Genomic DNA, 19,520 nt, shown 5'->3' on the forward strand with positions numbered 1-19,520 from the left:
AGGAGGTATTTTTCAAATTTTTACAGACTTGTCAAGTGTTTTATGCAGAAAAAATGGGGGAATCAACAAAAATTAATGATACTAGAAATGAGTAATCATAGGAGCTAATGAGTTTCCGTGAAAGCTCATATAGATAGAGGGAGTAACTACGATTTAGTTATTGATACTTCTCATATCAGTATGGAAGAGGTAGTAGAAGATGTCTTAGATAAAATGAGAAGAGTGAGTGAGAAAGTATAAAATTTCTTGGTGTACTATTAAGTGTGGTCTATTTAAAGTTTGTTCCGCGAAATATAAAAATAAAAAACATTCATAAATTCCTTCAATAATTAATACTATTAATAGTGATTAGAGAACAATAAACCAAAAGGGGGATTTAAAATGGGAAAAGAATTTCGCGGTAGGGCTTTGTGGAAATTGCCATCGAGAGGAAGAGGAACTTGTCCTGTATGTAAGACTGAAAGAATAAAATTGTTGTATGATCTAATAATTATGGGCAGTGGTGAAAAAATTAAGGTTTGTAAAAGATGTCAGCATAAAAAAATAGATAGTCTTTAATAAAATAATAAAAGCATTAAATTTCTCCTGCGTGCCTTGCAATAAGAGTTTCAAACTGGAAATTTGATTAAGAAATTCTAATTGCAAGTCATTTTGGAGAAAGTACATACTTGTTTTATTAATTGTCATCTGCCCTGACCTGCTTACGGGGATTTGTAATGTAGTAGACTAAGAGTCTGTAAAATAATCTACAACGGGTTCACCCATTTGAACAATTTCATTATATACCTCCATTTTAAGTTACTATTAAAGTGTCCAAGTTTATTGACACAACTTGATTTTTACCCAGAGATTTCGCCTGGTACAGTGCTTTATCCGCCTCTATAAATAAATAATCCAAATCTTGTATTGTTGGAGTAATTGAAGCAACTCCAATGCTTAGGGCTATAGGTATTGAACCTGATGCCCTAGTAATCATAGGATTGTTTTCTACAGCACTTCGTAGGGTTTCACCAATTATTTCTGCAGATTCAAAAGAGGTAGCGGGTAATAGAACAATAAATTCTTCACCACCAAAACGACCTAAAATATGACTATTACTTAAAGTTTCAGAGCAAATTTTAGAAAGATGCTTTAATACTAGGTCACCAGTATAGTGACCTAAATTGTCATTGATTTTTTTGAAATCGTCAATGTCCATCATAATGCCTGAAATAGTCTGTGCAAATGATTTTGCTTTATCAAAGTTTATATTTGCAAGTTCAAAAAAACTGCGTCTGTTGTACAAGCTAGTTAGCGGGTCTATGCTAGCTAGCTGCTTAGTTTTACCATGTAATTTAGCGTTTTCTATAGCCATTCCTGCATGGCATGCAAAGTATAAAGCTATGTCACAGTGATACTTAGTATAAATATTCTTTTGGGTTGAATCTAATGTTAAGATACCCACAATTTCGTTTTTAAACAGTATAGGTATTCCCATCCAACTTTCAATAGTAAAATTATCTATAAATAGACTAAAACGAGGATCTTCTTTAACATCAGAAACTAATAATGTAGTTTTAGTTTTACATATTTCTTTAAATAGATTGTCATCCTCTTTATTAATAGAAATTTTATATATCTCTTCCACATTTTCAAATCCATTTCCAGCCATAACATTAAAACGGTTATTTTCTTCCATGAAAAATGATGCACTGTCATAAGGTACTAATTCTTTTAAGTTTTCTAATAATTTATCTAAAACTTCTTGTAAATTCAAGGTAGAATTTAAGAGTAAGGTAACTTTTGTAAGTTTTTCTGCTAATAGATACTGTTCTTTTTCCTTAGATAAATTTTCTATTTTTCTGTAAGCTTTAGATTCATTCATTGCCAACATAAAAGCATTTAAAAGTATGAGAAGTAAGAATCCTGATAGTGAATAGTCGTTGATATTATTCAAACCTAGATATCGTAGTATGGACATAGCGATTATTGCAATGGGTACTAAACAACTAATTGAAATAATTAGGTTCTCCTGTTTTTTACTATGATATGATTTTAATATAATAAAAGCAGCATAAATAATCATTAACAAAGTGTATATTTGAAAAATAATAAGGAACTTTGAGGACAGCAGTGGGGGTATAAAAATAGTAGTAGTTATAAAGAAAAAACAAAAAAGTTTGCAACCATTTATAATCCATTTTGAATAATTATTTTTAAAAAGTATATGTATGTAATTTATCATAAAATAAACTCCAACATAAAAAGTTAAGTATTTTAGTTTGATATCCAAGCTATAGCTTAAGTTATTATACATGGTGAAAAAGTATTTATTGCCAACAGTTAAGGCTATTAAGGATAAAGTTATACAGAGGGCACCAAAATACAATTTAGGAGTATCATCTGTTCTAAAAGCATATAGCCATAATTGATACAAGCCCATTATAAGCAATACACCGAAGTAAAGAATTTCAAGAGCGATGGAAGCCTCTCTTTTATTAGCCATTTGAGATTGCGTTCCTAGACAAATTTTGTGTTGGGTACCACCATTTCTAAAATTATAATTTGATACTTGAAGTACTAAATGAATTTTATTACTTTTATTCATAAAATAACTTGTTAGAGGTATAGTGCTTGGGCATTCTGAAGAAGCGCTTGTACCAACAATTCCATTAGAGGCAAAGAGGTCTCCATTAACCCATAATTTATATGCAGATAACATAGAAGGTACACTTATACCTAAAAGGGTGTTTTTATATTTATCATTTAATTTTATTGTTAAAGTATATGTAGCATAGCCATTAGAACTGTAATCTTTATTGTATTTATTCCACTCCATAGGCATTTCTATATAAGATGGAAGTGGTGAGCTAGTAGCAAAATCTTCTGGTGTCAATAATTGCTGCCAGTAAAATTCCCATTGACCTCCAAGGGAAGTATAGCCATCTTTATGGAAATTCCAATTTGAAAGCTCTAATGCACCTTTTTGAGCGTTAATATTGGATGAGGTACTTGCGTTGCTTAATTTATTTAATGTGAAAATTGTATATAATAATGCTGCTAAAATAATAATAGATAAAGTAATTATTAGTGATTTTTCTTTTTTTAGCATCATAATTTGCCTCCTAATGTATAGAATTAGTCTATTTTACATATTATAGTTATTATTTTATATTAATATTGTAAACTTGTCAGCATTTTTTCTCTAACTTAACATTTTTATGTATTGAAATTCATAATAGCTATTTATAATTAAAGAAATTTGTAATAAAGGAAGCTATAAAATATAGGAAAAGTATATTACTACAAAAAAAATTGTAGTAATATACTTCTTTTGTTTATTTATGAACATTAATTTGAAAAGATTTTTGTTATATTTCAAATTTTTTTAAATGAATATTCTATTGAAAATTGTGGAACTAACTTTTTTAAAGCAATTGTAATATGCATGCTCTTTAAATCTAACCGGAAACTTTTATAATAGATAAAAAATATAGAAATAAAAAATTCACGCAAAGTTTACAAAGTATGAAATCCATTACTTAAAAAATTCCATGATATACTTTAAAGAGATTTAATCACGTTAAGTGATTTTTAAGAAATGTGTTACATGGAGGTTATGAATGTATAAATTAATAGCAATAGATATGGATGGAACCTTATTAAGTGATGAAAAGAAAATTTCGCCAGCGAATTATGAAGCAATACAACAAGCGAGAGAAAATGGAGTGAAAGTCGTAATAGCATCAGGAAGACCTTTAGTTGGTTTTAAAAAATATTTAGAACAACTTAATTTAGTTTCCGAGGATGATTATGCAGTAGCTTTTAACGGAGCCCTTGTTCAAAGCTCTCAAGGTGGGGAAATAATATCTAAAACAACATTAACTCTCCAAGATTATAAAGATTTGTACAAGCTAAGCAAAGAGCTAAACGTTAATATACATGCATTAACAGAGACTAGTGTGATTTCTCCTAAAGATACTATATACACTAGGGGAGAGGCTGAAATGAATGGTATTTCTAACGAAATAATTGCTGTGGAAGATGTAGCTGTAGATACTACTATAGTAAAAGTCATGTTTGTGGACAAGCCAGAAATAATAGAGGAAATAATGCAAAAGATTCCTGAAGAGGTAAGTAGCAAGTATACAGTAGTTAGAAGTGCACCTTTCTACTTAGAGTTTCTTGATAAATCAGTTAATAAAGGTGCAGGAGTAGCTGCCCTTGCAAAAAAACTTAATATTAAGCAAGAAGAGGTTATATGCATAGGTGATGCAGGCAATGATATTCATATGATTAAATATGCTGGACTAGGAGTTGCTATGGGAAATGCCTTCCCAGAAGTTAAAAAAATTGCCAACTTTATAACTAAAACTAATGAGGAAGATGGAGTAGCATATATAATTAATAAGTTCATTTTGAATGGCGAAGAAGCTTTTGCGGTATAATTAATATTAAATAATAATGGTTGTTGACAATAAGATTTAATTAGTATATAATAAAAACATAGAAACTGTTAATTCAGTTTGTATTGATCATCTTTATCCCCCCAGTTAAAGACAAAATTAATACAAAAAAACTTTTTCAAACAAATATCGAAAAGCTAGTAAAAGTCCAATTACTAGCTTTTTTTTATTTATAAACAATCACAATTTTGCCGGAAAAATCTGTAAACTGCTTTAGGATTCTGATATAATACAGAGGAATACAGAGGCTTACTGATACATATATAGATTTGGGTCATGGAAAGTTTAGTGAGATTAAAAAAGTTAAGCTTAGAGCTGTAACGAATAAAATAGATTGGTATGGATTTATGAGTTTTGTTATTTTTAAAACTATCCCCTTTTTCTGGATACCAGCACATACAATAACTTTTTTATTGCCAGGTGAGTATAGAGTTCTTATGGCTGCATTTTTATCCTTGGCTTTGGGTATAATTTTAGCTTATTCAAAAAGGAAAAATGTTAAAATTGTGTAGGGGATAAAAAGGTGGTAAGTTTCTCCTGCGTGACTTGCAATAAGAGCTCGGGACTAGAAATTCCATTAAGAAATTCTAATATTTTGCTAATATAAAATTCTCTAGCACTCACACTCGCCTTCCTGGCTCGGGTTCGCTAGCCTGCCGTCCTGGCAGGCTTACGAGAATTTTATATTCGCAAAATATGAATTTCTAAATGGAATTTCAATAGTCTTTTCGCTTCTTATTGCAAGTCACTACGGGGAAAATTCATGCTTACTATTCCCCAGGGGGACATAATAATTATTAATGGGTAGGCGTCTTGAGTTGTTTATAGAAATCAAATTTTAGAATGAAAGTACTTAGAAGATACGCAGTTTTATACCTAAAAGTATATAAGAGGAGTATAAGATTATGGGGTTTTACGAGAGGGCACTAAGTAAGATAAATAGAGGAGGAAACTGGGATATGATAGTTATCGATGGAGTAGTTGGCGTAGGGAAGACCACACTTATGAATATAATGTCAGAAAAAGGCTATGTACGTTTTGAGGAGCCAGTGGTGGATAATCCTATATTAGAAAAATTTTATTATGACAGAGAGAGATATAGTTTTCCACTTCAAATATTTTTCCTAAATAAAAGGTTTAAGCATATTAAGGAAGCTTCAAAAGTAAAAGATGCAGTTATGGATCGAAGTATTTATGGAGATGTGATTTTTGCGAAAATGTTAAAGGATTCAGGTGAGATGTGCAATGAAGAATTTGAGTTATATGCTGAACTGTTCGAGAATATGATCGAACATTGTAAGGCGCCAAAACTGCTTGTATATCTTGAAACCTCTGTGGATGCAGCTATGGATAAGATAAATAAAAGAGGCAGAGAGTATGAGAAAATTGTGGAACGTGAATATTGGGAAAAGCTAAATTCTAATTATAGAGCTTATTTTGAACAATATAATATATCACCAATTTTAAAGATAAATGTGGAAGGATTAGATTTTGAAAATAATGAAAAAGATAAAAAATATGTGCTGGGGCTTATAGAGGAGGCACTGGGAAAAATAAAGTAAGAAATCGACGGAGTGCCTTGCAATAAGAGTTTGGAACTGGAGATTTCATAAATAATATTTAGCCGGTATTTTAAGTACACTTTTGGGTATTCCTAATGATTATAAATATACTATAATATTGTTGTACTGTTTGTTTATGAGGAGTATAATAGGGTATATAGACTTTTAAAATATTTAAGTCTTGTGAGGGAATAAGCGAACAGCCCCGCACTCTCGCCTAGGAGACAATAAATATACTGGGAGCTTAGCCGATTAGGGCATAAAATACTAATATGCTGTTCATTTTATTAGAATATATGTTTTTTTAGGAGTCTTAACTTTTATTAGTTAAGACTTTATTAGTATCACAAGGCATTATAAAATATTTATACTTAGGATAGTTTTTTACGACATTCCTTATGGAGGGAATATGCTAACTACAGATGAGCTATTAAATTTAAATAGGTTACCCAAGATTTCTGAAATTTCTTTGAAGCTTTTGCAAGAGTTTTATGATATATATATTTGCCCTAACATATATATGCTTCAGCTAGAAAACAAGGATATAATCAAGTTGGAATTTTTAGATGTTAATCTTTGTCATTTGATGGGGTTCCAACATATAGTGCCCTATAAGTCAAAAAAATTCTATAGTGGTGAAAATGGTTATATGGGTGTTTTTAATGAGGATATAACTATTAAAAAGTTAAGAAGCATAGATGAAAGAAAATTTTCTAGAGATAAGGACAAAATTCTTTGCTTTTCATGCATTTATAAACTATTGAGGCATTGTGAAATTATAAGATTTAATAATATTACAGGTCATTCTAAGGTATCTTGCGAATTTATCCTGTATGATACTCACTATGGACGTAGGATACATCTGGGTATTGAAAAGGATGAGAAAAGAGAAATGTACTATCCACGTACTTTAATCGTTGAAAGAGACAATAGTGATAGGTTTATTATTGATCAAGAGTACATAAAGATTGTAAATACGAAAATCATTTCTAAACACCCTTTTAAATCAGAATTAGAGGTTGCAGCAACTATTGAGAGTAAGCAACAAGGAAAGAAAAATAAAATATTAAAAAGAAAAAACAAGCAAATTTAGAAGTTATATTTCTAGATTTGCCTGTTTTTAATTTATAGAAAATCAATAAAATTTATAAATTCTATGCTTGAATATTTTACCTCTTATGTTAATCCGCTCATAATTTTATCCTTTAATATTTCAATGTTAAATTCTCTATCAGCTTGTTTTTCTCTTGATTCATTAACTTTTTGAGGTGAAGCAATGTCAGAGTGCTCTTCAAGATGTCGCTTTGTTCTAGTATGGCTTTCTACTAAGTTTTCAAGTTCCTCTATTCTATTAGATTTTTCGATTTTATTACGCTATTCGCTGATGTATTTATCTTTATTACGTGGCATGAAAAGTCCTCCTCTTTTTTTAAATTCATCTTTTTTAGTTTGTTTTTTTTAACCTATTATAATACTAGGTAATGATTAGAGTTTAACATTTAATATTTTACTCAAAATATTGTAAAGTTTGTATTGAAATCTATAAATTTTATTTAAAAGCGATATAAGTATATACATTATCATCAAGGAATAGTAAGATAGGCATTAATTGTCGCTATTTTCAAAGAAAAAGAGTTAGGAGTGTTAAAATGTCGAAAATGAAGAAGATTATATTGATTTTTATCTGTTTACCAATTATAGGTGGAGCGTTATATGGTGCAATTTATGTGAGTAAAGTAAATGGAAAATCTGTACAGGATATAAATGTTAAGGTCGGAAATATAAATAAAACTAATAAGGTAGCAGAAAAGATAATACCAAAAGGCAAGGTTGTAACTAAAAAAGAAGTTAAAACCCCAGTCATAGCAAAAACAAAGGTTAAAACCCAAGAATACAAGAAGGCTTTGAAAAAACAATCTGATATGGTTGTTGTTATAGACCCGGGACATGCAAGTGTTACTAGTATGGAAAAAGAGCAGCAGGCTCCAGGTTCCAACATAATGAAAATAAAGGAACCAGGTGGGGCTGAGGGTATTAACACAAAAACTCCCGAGTACTTGGTTAATATGGGAGTAGCAGTTAAACTAAAGAATTTATTAGAAAAAAAAGGCTATAAGATAATAATGACTAAAACAGAAAATAAACAAATGTTAGGGAATATTGCAAGAGCGAAGATTGGGAATACGGCTAAGGCAGACTTAGTTATAAGAATTCATGCGGATTCAAATGATAATTCAGCTGTTAAGGGAGCATCAATGCTGGTGCCGGCAGATAGCAAAAGCACAAAGGCTATATATAAAACAAGTAAAAGATATGGAGAAATAGTTCTTAACAATTTAATCCACGGCGTTGGTATAAAAAATAGAGGTGTTGTGGAGAGAAATGATCTTACAGGTTTTAATTGGTCGGTGGTTCCTGTTATTTTAGCGGAAATGGGTTTTCAATCTAATGTAGAAGAGGATAAGCTACTATCAACTGAAAATTATCAAAATAAACTATCCAAAGCATTATCAGAGGGGATTGATAAGGCGTTAATGCAATAAGAAAAGAACACATAAGACAACTAAGTCTTATGTGTTCTTTTCAACGCTCACACCTAAAGGATATCTAGGACTTCTTTTATTGATTTTGAACTTTCGATAGCACTTATTAGTTTAGCTGAAGATTTATTATCTCCTATTAGAATACCACCAGTTATGATGTTTTCAGTGAAGAATAATTTTTTGTATATTTTGTTTGCATCATCCTTTAAGGCAATAGCAACAGATCCTTCTTTTGAAATTTCGCCTACGGACAATAATTCAAGGCCCATAGCATTAAAGGAAATGGCGCTTAGGGAGATGGATAAGTCTTTACTTTCTCCTACTGCATTCATACCTGCAGCTTTACCCATTTCTACAGCAGCAGGCCAATTACCATACACTCTACCTTTGAATTCTGCAATGTCTCCACAGGCATAGATGTCTTTAACATTAGTTTCCATTTTATCGTTGATTAGTATGCCTCTGCTCGTAATTATATTAGTTTTATGGGCTATACTTTTATTTGGTGCAATACCTGTTGAAAATAGCACCAGGTCTGCCGCCAGTGTTTTTCCGCTTTTGAGCTTAATAGAGGAAACTGATTTTTCACCTACTATAGAGGTTACGGAATCGGAAAGCATAACTGTAATATTTTGGTTTTCAACTGCAGTCTTAAGTATAAGGCTACTTTCACTATCTAATTGCTTAGTAAGTAGGGAATTACTGACTTCCACCACACAAACATCTAGACCAGTCTTGCTTATTTCATAAGCCGCTTCAAGGCCTAAAAGTCCGCCACCTACAATTACTACATTTTTTGCGGTTTTCATTTTACTTCTAATAGCTTCTAAATCCTTTAGATTTCTTAAAGTGAAGACACCTGGTTTATCTACTCCATCTACAGGAATCATGAAGTTTTGACTTCCATTTGCTAAAATTAGCTTATCATAGCTCACAGCGCTGCCATTTTTAAGTAATATATTTTTTTCTTCAGGATTTAAACTTTCAACCTGAACTCCTAAAGTAAGGATAATGTTATTATCTACATACCACTGTTTTGGAGATAGATAAAAAGTATCTTCTTTAAGATTTTCACTTATACCATCAGAGATGGAAGGTCTATAGTATGTTAAGTATGGTTCATCTGAGATTATTTCTATTTCACATTGGTTATTTCTTTTTCTTATGGCATCAGCAGCATAATATCCAGCAGCACCGTTACCGATGATTAGAAATTTTTCTTTTTTATCAGAACTAAAGGTTACTACATCTTGTGATACTTGAATAAATTGATCGGCACTGGCTCCACAAGCAGGGCATATTTCAGGTGGGTTTGGTCCATCAAATTCTTCTCCGCAAACCACACATTTCCATCTTTTTTGTGTAGAGGGCTTTACTGGGCAACTTGTTATTTTGAGTTTTTCAGATATTTTCTCTGCAAAAGACTCCCCAAATTTGAAGGCAAAGTTTAAATCTCCTTCTGTGGGTTTAAAATTATACTTAATGGAAGGATATAAATCTAGATTAATCTGTTTTAACCTATCTTCTATATTTGGAACAGCTTCTCCACTCCAACCATAAGAACCAAATGCAGAAGCTACTTTTCCGCCATGAACTATAGGGTTTAGATTTATTAAAACATCCCATATTGGTTTTAGTGCGTCTCCATTCATAGTGGGGGAACCAAAAATTACTCCCTCAGATTTATCTATACTATTTAAAATATCATTCATATCGCTATGTATAACATCATACATGTTAACTTTAAAATTACAATAAGTCTTTATGCCTTGCTCTATTTTTTTAGCCACAGCCTCAGTGTAGCCATAAGCGGATACGTAGCATAATGTGATTTGTGGCTCCTGGGAAGCTTCTCTTGGAAGGCTCCACTCTTTATAGTAATTTACTATATTCCAAGGGTCTTCTCTTAAAATAGGGCCATGTCCTGGACATATAATATCTATTGAAAGGTCTTTGATTTTATCTATAGCCTTTAATACATAAGGTTTGAAGGGGGACATAATACCATCAAAGTAGTATTTTAAGGCTTCCCTATAATTTTTATCGCTTTGATTTAAGTCATTGTACATTTCGGCATTACAGTAATGACTTCCAAAGGAATCACAAGTTATAAGAACTTTGTCCTCTACAACATAGGTAAACATTGAATCTGGCCAGTGAAGAAAAGGTGCTGAAATGAAGGATAAGGTTTTATTTCCAAGATTTATAATATCTCCATCTTTTACAGTTATGTATTCAAAATCTCTATTTACAATCTCCTTAAGAAAATTAATTGCTGTAGCTGAACCCACTACTTTAGCATTTTTAGAAATTTCTAAAAGTTTACCAACTGAACCTGCATGGTCTGGTTCCGTATGATTAACTACGATATAATCAATGTTCTCTATATTAATGTCTAAAGACTTTAGTCTTTCCAGATATTCATCAAAAAATTTCTCTTTTACTGTTTCGAATACCGCAGTTTTTTCACTGCCGCGAACTACATAAGAGTTATAAGTAGTACCAAAAGGGGTATACATAACTATATCAAAAATTCTAAGATTGGGGTCTAGTGCACCCACCCAATATATATCTTTTTTCACTTCTAATGCCTTCATTTACAACACTCCTTTAATTACTATTGAAAAATAATAGTTATTATTTAACATTATAGTATAGGCGTATTTAGAAAGCAATAATAATTTACCCTGTAAATGCAATTTCCTTTTACAGTGAACATATTTTATGCTATAGTTTCTACTGTATTGTTTAACGAAATATTTGCAGAATTATAAAAAGTAGGGGGAGTACAAATGAGAGATTTTGTTATTATGACAGATTCTTGCTGTGATTTGCCAAAGGAATATATTTATGGGAATAACATACCATTTGCTATGTTACCATTTAGTTATAATGATAAAGAGTACTTAGATGATTTCGGACAAAGTTTAAGTCAAAAACAGTTTTTTGATGATCTTAGGGAAGGGGCACTTCCAAATACCTCTCAAGCAAATTCTGAAAGCTTCTACAATATGTTTAAACCAGTAGCTAAGCGTGGCCAGGATATAATTTATATTGGAGTTTCGTCAGGGCTTAGCGGAACCTATAATAGTGCTAATATTGGAAAGACTGCTATATTGGAAGAGTTTCCAAGTGTTATAATATATATTATCGATGTGTTAACAGCATCACTTGGTCAAGGGCTTATGGTTAGAAAAGCTGTAGAAATGAAAAAGGTCGGATGCGCCGCAGAGAAAATAGTGTGCGAAATAGAAAAAAATATACAAAATTTAAATACATATATTACTGTACAGGATTTGAATTTTTTAAAAAGAGGCGGAAGAATATCTAATGTAGCGGCTACATTAGGGCTAGTTCTGCATATAAGACCTATACTTACGCTTAACCAGATTGGACGCGTAATGCCAGTGCTCAAGGTTCGTGGTCGTAAAAAATCCATAACTAAGCTTGCAGAAATAGTAAAGGATAAGATTATAGATCCTGAAACTCAAAGCATAGCTATCTGTCATGCGGATTGCTACGAGGAAGCTGTAAGACTTAAAGAGGAGATACTGGAAAAGGTTAGTGTTAAAGAAGTACTTATTCATTACATTGGACCAGTGGTGGGAAGATTTAGTGGGCCAGGGGCTTTGGCGGTGTTTTTTATTGGTGAGAGTAGACAACATCATGTAATCGATATTTAGAATTGTGAATATATAGTTAAATATTATTTAATTTATAATATCACTTGAAAGTAAGTAATCATAATACTTATAATAGTATTATAAATAATAGATTAAGTATTAAAGAATAGACTAGTATAATGACTAGTCATTTTTTTTGAAGATACATTAAGAGAAAAATGTAAATAAGGAGAATTTTTTATGGAATGGTTAAAAGTAGTATTACTGTCGGCAGTACCTCTTATTGAGATGAAAGGGGCTATACCTCTTGGAATATATGAGTATCATATTAATCCAATAGTAGTATTTTTGTTAAGCTTTTTTGGAAGTTTGCTACCGGTTCCTTTTGTGTTAATATTTTTTAATAAAATATTTGACTTTTTAGGAAAATATAAATTTTTTAGTGGCTTTTATAATCTAATTGATAGAAAGATAAACAAGAATAAGGCTAAGTTTGAAAAATTTGAAGAAATAGCGCTCATAACATTTATTGCAATACCTCTTCCAACTACAGGAGTTTGGACAGGGACTGCAATAGCTGCTTTTTTAAAGTTGGATTTTAAAAGATCTGTTATGTGTGCAGTTGTGGGATCTTTTTTATGCGGAGTTATTATTACAGGTTTAGCTGTAGCTGCTCCAGCTTTTTTGAAAATGCTTTAATAAAAAATCTCTTACCTAATGGTGAGAGATTTTTTTCTTAGATTATGTTACATTTCTAAATCAAATTTCAATAGTTTTTTTTCTTTTATATTGCAAGTCACTACATCGAAATGTCACACCTAGTATAGAGCTACTATTTTAAAACTGATAAAGCAGTAACAAGCAGAAATATTAATGCCAAATTATATTTAAAAAGACTATTATATGTGATATATTTACAGTAAAGGATTTGTAAGTCGCTAAATGTAAATATATAAGCTAATGGGGGGTAAAAATGGATACAAAGAAATTTGAAGAATTTAGAAGCAAAATAAAGGAAAATATAGGTAAAGTTATAGTAGGCAAAGGAGACAGTGTAGATAAAATTATAGTAGCTTTTATATGTTCTGGGCATGTGCTTATTGAGGATGTTCCTGGACTAGGAAAAACCAAGCTTGCGAAGAGTCTATCAAGCTCTATGAATTGCAATTTTAAGAGAATACAGTTCACACCAGATTTACTACCATCAGATTTAACTGGGATATATTATTATAATCAAAAGAATCAGGACTTTGAGTTTAGGTCTGGACCACTACTCAGTCAAATAGTTTTAGCCGATGAAATTAATAGGGCTACACCTAGAACACAGTCAGCACTTTTAGAGTGTATGGAAGAGAGACAAATTACTGTGGAGGGTAATACTATAAAACTCCAAAGGCCCTTTTTCGTAATTGCTACTCAAAATCCAGTGGAACAGTTTGGAACCTTTCCATTACCAGAGGCACAATTAGATAGATTTTTTATGAAACTTTCATTAGGGTATCCAGATGCCAGCGAGGAAAAAGCTATGATGAATAGATTTATGACAGCGGATCCATTAAATGACCTTCAGGCTGTGATTACTATGGAAGATATAGAGTATGTTCAAAATAATTATACTATGGTACATGTTAGCGAAGAAATAAAAGATTACATAATAGCAATAGTTAGTGCTACAAGAAGTCATAAGGAAGTGGAGCTTGGATGTAGTCCAAGAGCTACACTAAATATGATGAAGGGAAGCCAAGCACTTGCGGCGGTGCGCGGGAGAGACTATGTAATTCCAGAGGATATAAAGGAACTTGCAGTTCCTATCTTAGGCCATAGGTTAATGCTTAAGAACGATTTAGGACAGGGAAATAAGAGTAAATCACTTATAGAAGAAATAATAAGTAGTATTCAAGCTCCACTCGAAAAGCTATAGGGGGCGAACTATGTTTATACAATTTGCTCTGATATTGGCCATATTAACTATTATTTTTTTTATAGGTGAGTATACACGAAAAAAAGGGTTTGATAACCTGAAAATCAGTAGAAATATTGATAAAGATAGAGTATTACCTGGTGAGGAATTCAGACTAACTACAACCATTGAAAATAATAAACGGCTACCTATATCATTTCTAATGTTAAGTGAAAAAATGCCAGGGGATATAGAATTTGTATCAGACAGTAATAAATTTAAGGAAGGGGCGGATTTGTGGCATTTAAGTAAATACACTATAAGTTGGCATGAAAGAAAAAGAAGAATTTGTAAATTGAAATGTAACAAAAGGGGAGCCTACATCTTAAGAGATATTAATGTCACTGTAGGAGATTTATTTGGACGCTCTGCAGAAACAGTAGCAGTAGAAGACTTCCTAGAGATTTTGGTTTATCCTAGACTTATTAATATGAATAATGTTGAGTTTGCAAATACCAATTTACAAGGTAATAATTATGTTAAGAGATGGATTCATCAAGACCCATTATATATTAAAGGCATAAGAGAGTATAACGTAGAGGATAGAATGAAGGATATTCATTGGAAATCTAGTTTGAAAATGAACAGGCTTATGGTAAAAGAATACGATTTCACATCGGATAGAGACCTTACAATAATAGTAAATGGTCAATGTGGTGAGCCTTATTGGGGAACAATTCAACCAACACTTATAGAAAATGGAATTACAGTGGCGGCATCACTGGCGTCTAAAGCCATTAAAGAAGGCGTACCTTCAGGAATGTGGACCAACTGTCAATTGGTGGGAATGAAAACGAAAATCATTAATGAAATTTCACCTGATATTAATGCTCTTAGAAAAATAATGGAACTTAGTGCTAGGATGAGTTATAGTATTACTATTAAATTTAGTGATTATTTAAAAAGTAAAATAAAAGATTTAAATCCAAATTCTACTTATGTAATTATTACGCCATATTTAGATGAAGACAGTGTTGGTATTTTATCTAAATTGAAAAGAAAGGGCATTTTAATTAAAATAATAGATGTTTCTTTAGAATCCACTGTGACCTACATCTCAGGTATTGAAAAGATTGATTATAAAGGTGGGATTACGGTATGAGCTGGTATAGAAAAGTAAAAAGTATGTATAGTATAACCTTTGTTACTATTTCTTTTATAATTTGGTCAACTTTAAGTAAATGGTTATTTGAAAATCTAGTGGATTATAAACTGTTTTTAATAACCTTGTGTATTGTTTTTTTTACACAATATCTTAATAGCGTGAAGTTAAAAAAGAATCTTTTTATACTAGTGATTTTGGGACTTAATATAGTAACGTCTTCCATATTTTTCGAAGGACAAATTATTTTTATAAATACAATTTTCTTGTTATTTATGGCTTTAATAACTTATTCATTGGAGGATAGCCCTATTGATTACTCTCAATATAGACAAGATATAGATAAGTCTATGGTAGTTTTAGTATTTATTTGGATGATTTCTTTTACGTTAGGAAGTGACTTTGTAAATTCAATGTATAGGTTTCATGTTCTCTATATAATCATGATTATTATACTTATGAGGGAAACTCGAAGATATATATATTCGGTTAAGAGCAATACATCTATAGTTACGAATATAATTATAGGTATATCAGTACTTACATTATCTTTAGATTTTGCTAACAAAATTATTGCGAAGGTATTAGATATGCTAATAAAGTTAGCAAGGTTAAGTCTAGTTCTAGTAACATCACTTTTAACTACAATTTTCGGCGTACCAATGAGTTTTATTTCTGAGATGTTAAGGAAACTTATTTTAAGCCGTAATATTTCTGAGCCAAAGCAAAGCTTAATAAATGGGAATTTGAATAATCCACAGGTTGTGTCTAAATATCAAGATATTAAACTGCCACCTTCGATTATTTTAATTTTAAAAATTCTAATTTTACTACTTATTCTATATGTAATATATAAATTTTTATCAAGATTTAGAAATAAAACAAGAATTTATAATGGATTTGTAGAAGAAAAGGAAAGAATTGTTAAAGAAAAGGACAAAAAACATTGGGTTAAAAACTTGTTTGATAAAATTTTCCGAGGTGGTGAAAGTAATAGAGATAAGATTCTCTACACATATAAAGGCTTTGAGAAAATAACTGAGCAAGCAGATATTTATAAGACTTATATGACTGCCTCGCAACTAAAGAATGTAACTAAAATTAATGTAGATAATTCTGATAATTTAGATGAAATGACACTAATATATAACGAAGCTAAGTTCTCATTGCATACTATGACTAAGGAAAATGTGGAGAGCGTTAGAAAGGGACATAGTAATATTAAAAGGCAACTATAAAGTCAAAACACAGGAAAATAAGTAACAAGTCAGTATGCTAGTATACTTGACTTGTTATTTATTTTTCTGTGTTTTAGTATAGTTTGAATTTAATTAGCCAAACTAAATAGAGAGGACTTAAAATTCTCAACTAATTTATTATAGTGGGGGCCATAGGGTTATGAGTGACATAGATTACAATAATAAGAGTTATCTAAATAAGGCTTATAAAAATTTTTCAGAGCTAGTGTATGTTGTGTCTACTAAAGAACTGCAGTATTTTATTACAAAGGGCGAATTTACTAGTTTTTTTAACTATAAAATGAGGAAAATGTTATCAGAAATTAGTGATCAGAAAAATGGTTTATTAGATGCTAGCATTTTTTTTAACACAGAGGGTGAAATAACTTTGATAGATGCCGAGATAATTGGTAAATTTATCCGGGATAATTATATGTTAAAAATGCTAGAGTATTATAAGAATACTTCATTAAATAAAATTATTAGAGAGGTAGTTAATGGTAGTGAAAAAGCAAAAGGCGATTATATTTTAATTTCGTACTCTATACTATACAATACCTTAAATGAATTATATAAAACTATTAGTTGTAAAAAAGCTAATACCATTGTGTATAAAAATCGTTATGAGCTAGAGGAATATTATGAGGAAGATTGTACTATGGTTATTGCAGTATTATTAATATTGGAAGATTTATGTAAATACATTGGTGTGGATAGGTACAAAATGCTAAAAGAAATAAAGGAAAAAAAATACAAATAACATTATTGGATTAAAAAATATATAAAACATTTATCAAAATAAAAGAATATTATGCTAAATATTTACAAAATAATTATATTTTTCATTATATTAGGGGCCAAATAAAAAATAGTTGCAGCTTTTCAAAATATATTCAATTTAAAATATAAAAACTTTTAGATATATTTATCATGATTTCGACAAAATAAGCTAATGTGTATACAATGATATGCATGTGGATACTTTGTTAATAATAACATTATGGGCACAAAAGGTTGAAGTTGTCAGTTTTAAGAGATAATACCTTTGAACCCATTTCATGAAATGACAGATTTTTCTGAAAAATAATGTTACTATATTTTCAATAACATAACACAAGGGGGACGAATATGGTAGTTTTAGAAAGTTTATCTAAAAAAGTAACAGAGGTTGATGTAAAGCATAATTATTTTTATAGATTAGTAAAGAGTCAGGTTTCTGTTTCAATGGATAATGAATCTACTGAAGTACAAGCCTATGGTATTGAGATTGAAAGACAAGACATCATTGATGATACAGTGGTATTTATAGAGAGGGATTGCGTTGAAAACATAAGTCCTCAAAGACATAAGGTTAAAAATCTTATAAAAATGCTATATGAAAATACAGTATCACCTATTCACATGATTGATATACTAGGTGACTATATAGATGAGTATATTAGCGATTTTGATGAGATGTTAAAAAATATTGGTACTTGCTAATATTTTCAAAAATCGCCATGGGCTCTGGTGACTTTAACAATGAGTTAGTGGCGATATATTATTAAACTAAGATGGCGAGGAGGTTTCTCCTCTTTTTGTTATATAAAAAAAATATAGCTTGATAATAAAAGTACATAGGATAAAAATTTTGTTATTATTTTACTAATAAAATATATTGTCAATACCCACTACCCTAAAGGTATAGTAGATTGCTGCTAAGTTTTTATTAATAATACTATAAATAATTATAATTTTATTATATTATTGTAGTATTAGTAAAGTTAAGATATGTGTTTAATCAAATATAAAAATTATAGTGTACAGATTAAAGATTGGGAGTGATAGTTTTGATTATTGGAGTAGGTACTGATATTATTGAAATACGTAGAATAAAAAATGCTATGGTCGCCAACAATAGTTTTTTAGAAAAAATTTTTACAGCAACTGAATTAGAATATCTTAAGAGTAGAAATTTGAGGCCGGAATACGTGGCTGGAAGATTTGCGGCTAAAGAAGCAGTAGCTAAAGCATTAGGTACTGGATTTAGGGGGTTTGATTTTAGAGATATTGAAATTGACAGGACAACCCTTGGAAAACCAATAGTAATTTTAAAAGGCAAAGCAAAGTTAATAGCTAAAAAAGAGGGGAAGTATAACATTCATCTTAGCATATCTCATGGGGAAGATAGTGCAATTGCTTATGCTATATGGGAAGTTGAAAAAAATGAGCAGGTGTAAAAATAGACAAGGATAATGATTTATTGTCATTATTAATTTTTGTAATAGTATGAAAGAAGTAGTAATAGTATTAGTAGTAGAGTGATTTGTTATGGTACATAACAGGGGTAAGCCTATCTGCTCTAGAGAAATGCTAGGAGGATAACAATGAAAAAAAAATTACTGGTACTTTTAATACTTTTACTTACTTTGAGTTTCACGCTAATGACTTCCTGTAATAAAAAACCTAAGAATACTAATGATCTTTTAACTTTTTTAAAAAATATGGAAAGTTATACTACAGAAATGAACATGGATATAAAGAATGATAAGCAGACCATTAACTATAAGGCAAGGCAGTCCTATTTGAGAGGAGGCGGATACAAACTAGAGCTAAACAATAGCAGAGTATTTATTTATAAAGCAAATGATAATATTTATATTAGTGATAAAAATAATGGAGCGAAGTATGTACAGAGCAAAGATTTTGACGAAGTACTTAAACTTTGTTTTATTGGAGAATACATAGGATTATTGTATACCAATGAGGAAATAAAATATTCAATTGAAAAGATTAATGACATTGAATATTCAGTAATCGATTTATTTATACCTGGTGGCAACAAAAATATTAATAATGCATTGCTGTATGTTAATACTAAAAGTATGATACCAGAAAAATTGGTTATTTACGATATTAAGGGTAAAGAAAAAATTAACATAACATATTCGAATTTTCTTCCAAACGTAAGAATAGAACCATCAGAGTTTTTAACGACATTTCAGAAGGAAGTCTCCCACTTCTATAAGTGGGAGTTACAAGCTACGACAAAAAGTAAATTTCAATAA

General features: G+C 30.6%; 17 protein-coding genes. 15 read left to right on the top strand and 2 right to left on the bottom strand.

Going from position 1 to position 19,520, the window contains the following annotated elements:
• The first annotated feature begins 117 nt into the window (after positions 1 to 117).
• Both Ctaglu_RS26305 and Ctaglu_RS25470 read left to right on the top strand, forming a co-directional pair.
• Positions 118 to 240 (top strand): hypothetical protein, encoded by a 123-nt coding sequence (locus tag Ctaglu_RS26305; protein WP_267901310.1) that lies wholly within the window; start codon positions 118 to 120, stop codon positions 238 to 240.
• Positions 241 to 381: 141 nt separating this feature from the next.
• Entirely contained in the window at positions 382 to 558 is a 177-nt protein-coding gene (locus Ctaglu_RS25470) for a hypothetical protein (protein ID WP_164950764.1), read from the top strand.
• A 235-nt stretch (positions 559 to 793) separates the two neighbouring features.
• On the opposite strand, the gene Ctaglu_RS20505 is transcribed toward Ctaglu_RS25470, so the two are convergent.
• Entirely contained in the window at positions 794 to 3,094 is a 2,301-nt protein-coding gene (locus Ctaglu_RS20505) for a diguanylate cyclase (RefSeq protein WP_125005232.1), read from the bottom strand.
• A gap of 508 nt (positions 3,095 to 3,602) precedes the next feature.
• Here Ctaglu_RS20505 and yidA point away from each other — a divergent pair.
• The 4 genes from yidA (at position 3,603) to Ctaglu_RS20530 (ending at position 8,550) form a co-directional block, all read left to right on the top strand.
• The gene (yidA, locus tag Ctaglu_RS20510; RefSeq protein ID WP_125005234.1) at positions 3,603 to 4,427 is read left to right on the top strand and encodes a sugar-phosphatase; all 825 of its coding nucleotides are present in this window, start codon (positions 3,603 to 3,605) and stop codon (positions 4,425 to 4,427) included.
• Positions 4,428 to 5,350: 923 nt separating this feature from the next.
• Entirely contained in the window at positions 5,351 to 6,007 is a 657-nt protein-coding gene (locus Ctaglu_RS20520; RefSeq protein ID WP_125005238.1) for a deoxynucleoside kinase, read from the top strand.
• 409 nt (positions 6,008 to 6,416) lie between these two features.
• Positions 6,417 to 7,100: a hypothetical protein gene (locus Ctaglu_RS20525; RefSeq protein ID WP_125005240.1), complete on the top strand. Its 684-nt coding sequence runs from the start codon at positions 6,417 to 6,419 to the stop codon at positions 7,098 to 7,100.
• A gap of 556 nt (positions 7,101 to 7,656) precedes the next feature.
• The gene (locus tag Ctaglu_RS20530; RefSeq protein WP_233439891.1) at positions 7,657 to 8,550 is read left to right on the top strand and encodes an N-acetylmuramoyl-L-alanine amidase family protein; all 894 of its coding nucleotides are present in this window, start codon (positions 7,657 to 7,659) and stop codon (positions 8,548 to 8,550) included.
• Positions 8,551 to 8,603: 53 nt separating this feature from the next.
• Here Ctaglu_RS20530 and Ctaglu_RS20535 read toward each other — a convergent pair whose 3' ends face one another.
• Complete coding sequence (locus Ctaglu_RS20535; protein WP_125005242.1) at positions 8,604 to 11,147, bottom strand: FAD-dependent oxidoreductase; 2,544 nt, start codon at positions 11,145 to 11,147, stop codon at positions 8,604 to 8,606.
• A gap of 195 nt (positions 11,148 to 11,342) precedes the next feature.
• Between Ctaglu_RS20535 and Ctaglu_RS20540 the strand changes: the two genes are divergently transcribed.
• From Ctaglu_RS20540 to Ctaglu_RS20580, 9 genes are all read left to right on the top strand, one after another.
• Positions 11,343 to 12,233 (top strand): DegV family protein, encoded by an 891-nt coding sequence (locus tag Ctaglu_RS20540; RefSeq protein ID WP_125005244.1) that lies wholly within the window; start codon positions 11,343 to 11,345, stop codon positions 12,231 to 12,233.
• Between the two features lie 180 nt (positions 12,234 to 12,413).
• On the top strand, positions 12,414 to 12,872 hold the full coding sequence (locus Ctaglu_RS20545) for a COG2426 family protein (RefSeq protein ID WP_125005246.1): 459 nt from the start codon (positions 12,414 to 12,416) through the stop codon (positions 12,870 to 12,872).
• Between the two features lie 274 nt (positions 12,873 to 13,146).
• Positions 13,147 to 14,094, top strand: coding sequence for an AAA family ATPase (locus Ctaglu_RS20550; protein WP_125005248.1), 948 nt, complete (start codon positions 13,147 to 13,149; stop codon positions 14,092 to 14,094).
• Between the two features lie 10 nt (positions 14,095 to 14,104).
• A complete protein-coding gene (locus Ctaglu_RS20555; protein ID WP_125005250.1) occupies positions 14,105 to 15,235 on the top strand; it encodes a DUF58 domain-containing protein in 1,131 nt (376 codons plus the stop codon).
• The gene (locus tag Ctaglu_RS20560) at positions 15,232 to 16,473 is read left to right on the top strand and encodes a hypothetical protein (RefSeq protein ID WP_125005252.1); all 1,242 of its coding nucleotides are present in this window, start codon (positions 15,232 to 15,234) and stop codon (positions 16,471 to 16,473) included. Before Ctaglu_RS20555 ends, Ctaglu_RS20560 begins: the two co-directional genes overlap by 4 nt.
• Before the next feature lie 160 nt (positions 16,474 to 16,633).
• Positions 16,634 to 17,233 carry a hypothetical protein gene (locus tag Ctaglu_RS20565; protein ID WP_125005254.1) on the top strand — a complete coding sequence of 200 codons (600 nt, stop codon included), beginning with the start codon at positions 16,634 to 16,636 and terminating at the stop codon, positions 17,231 to 17,233.
• A 368-nt stretch (positions 17,234 to 17,601) separates the two neighbouring features.
• Positions 17,602 to 17,955, top strand: a complete 354-nt coding sequence (locus Ctaglu_RS20570) for a DUF6514 family protein (RefSeq protein WP_125005256.1) — start codon at positions 17,602 to 17,604, stop codon at positions 17,953 to 17,955.
• Between the two features lie 347 nt (positions 17,956 to 18,302).
• Entirely contained in the window at positions 18,303 to 18,692 is a 390-nt protein-coding gene (acpS, locus tag Ctaglu_RS20575) for a holo-ACP synthase (RefSeq protein WP_125005258.1), read from the top strand.
• A gap of 147 nt (positions 18,693 to 18,839) precedes the next feature.
• Positions 18,840 to 19,520, top strand: coding sequence for a germination lipoprotein GerS-related protein (locus Ctaglu_RS20580; protein WP_125005260.1), 681 nt, complete (start codon positions 18,840 to 18,842; stop codon positions 19,518 to 19,520).

Origin of the sequence: Clostridium tagluense (genome assembly GCF_003865095.1) — a bacterium.
Taxonomy (GTDB): Bacteria; Bacillota; Clostridia; order Clostridiales; family Clostridiaceae; genus Clostridium_AD; species Clostridium_AD tagluense.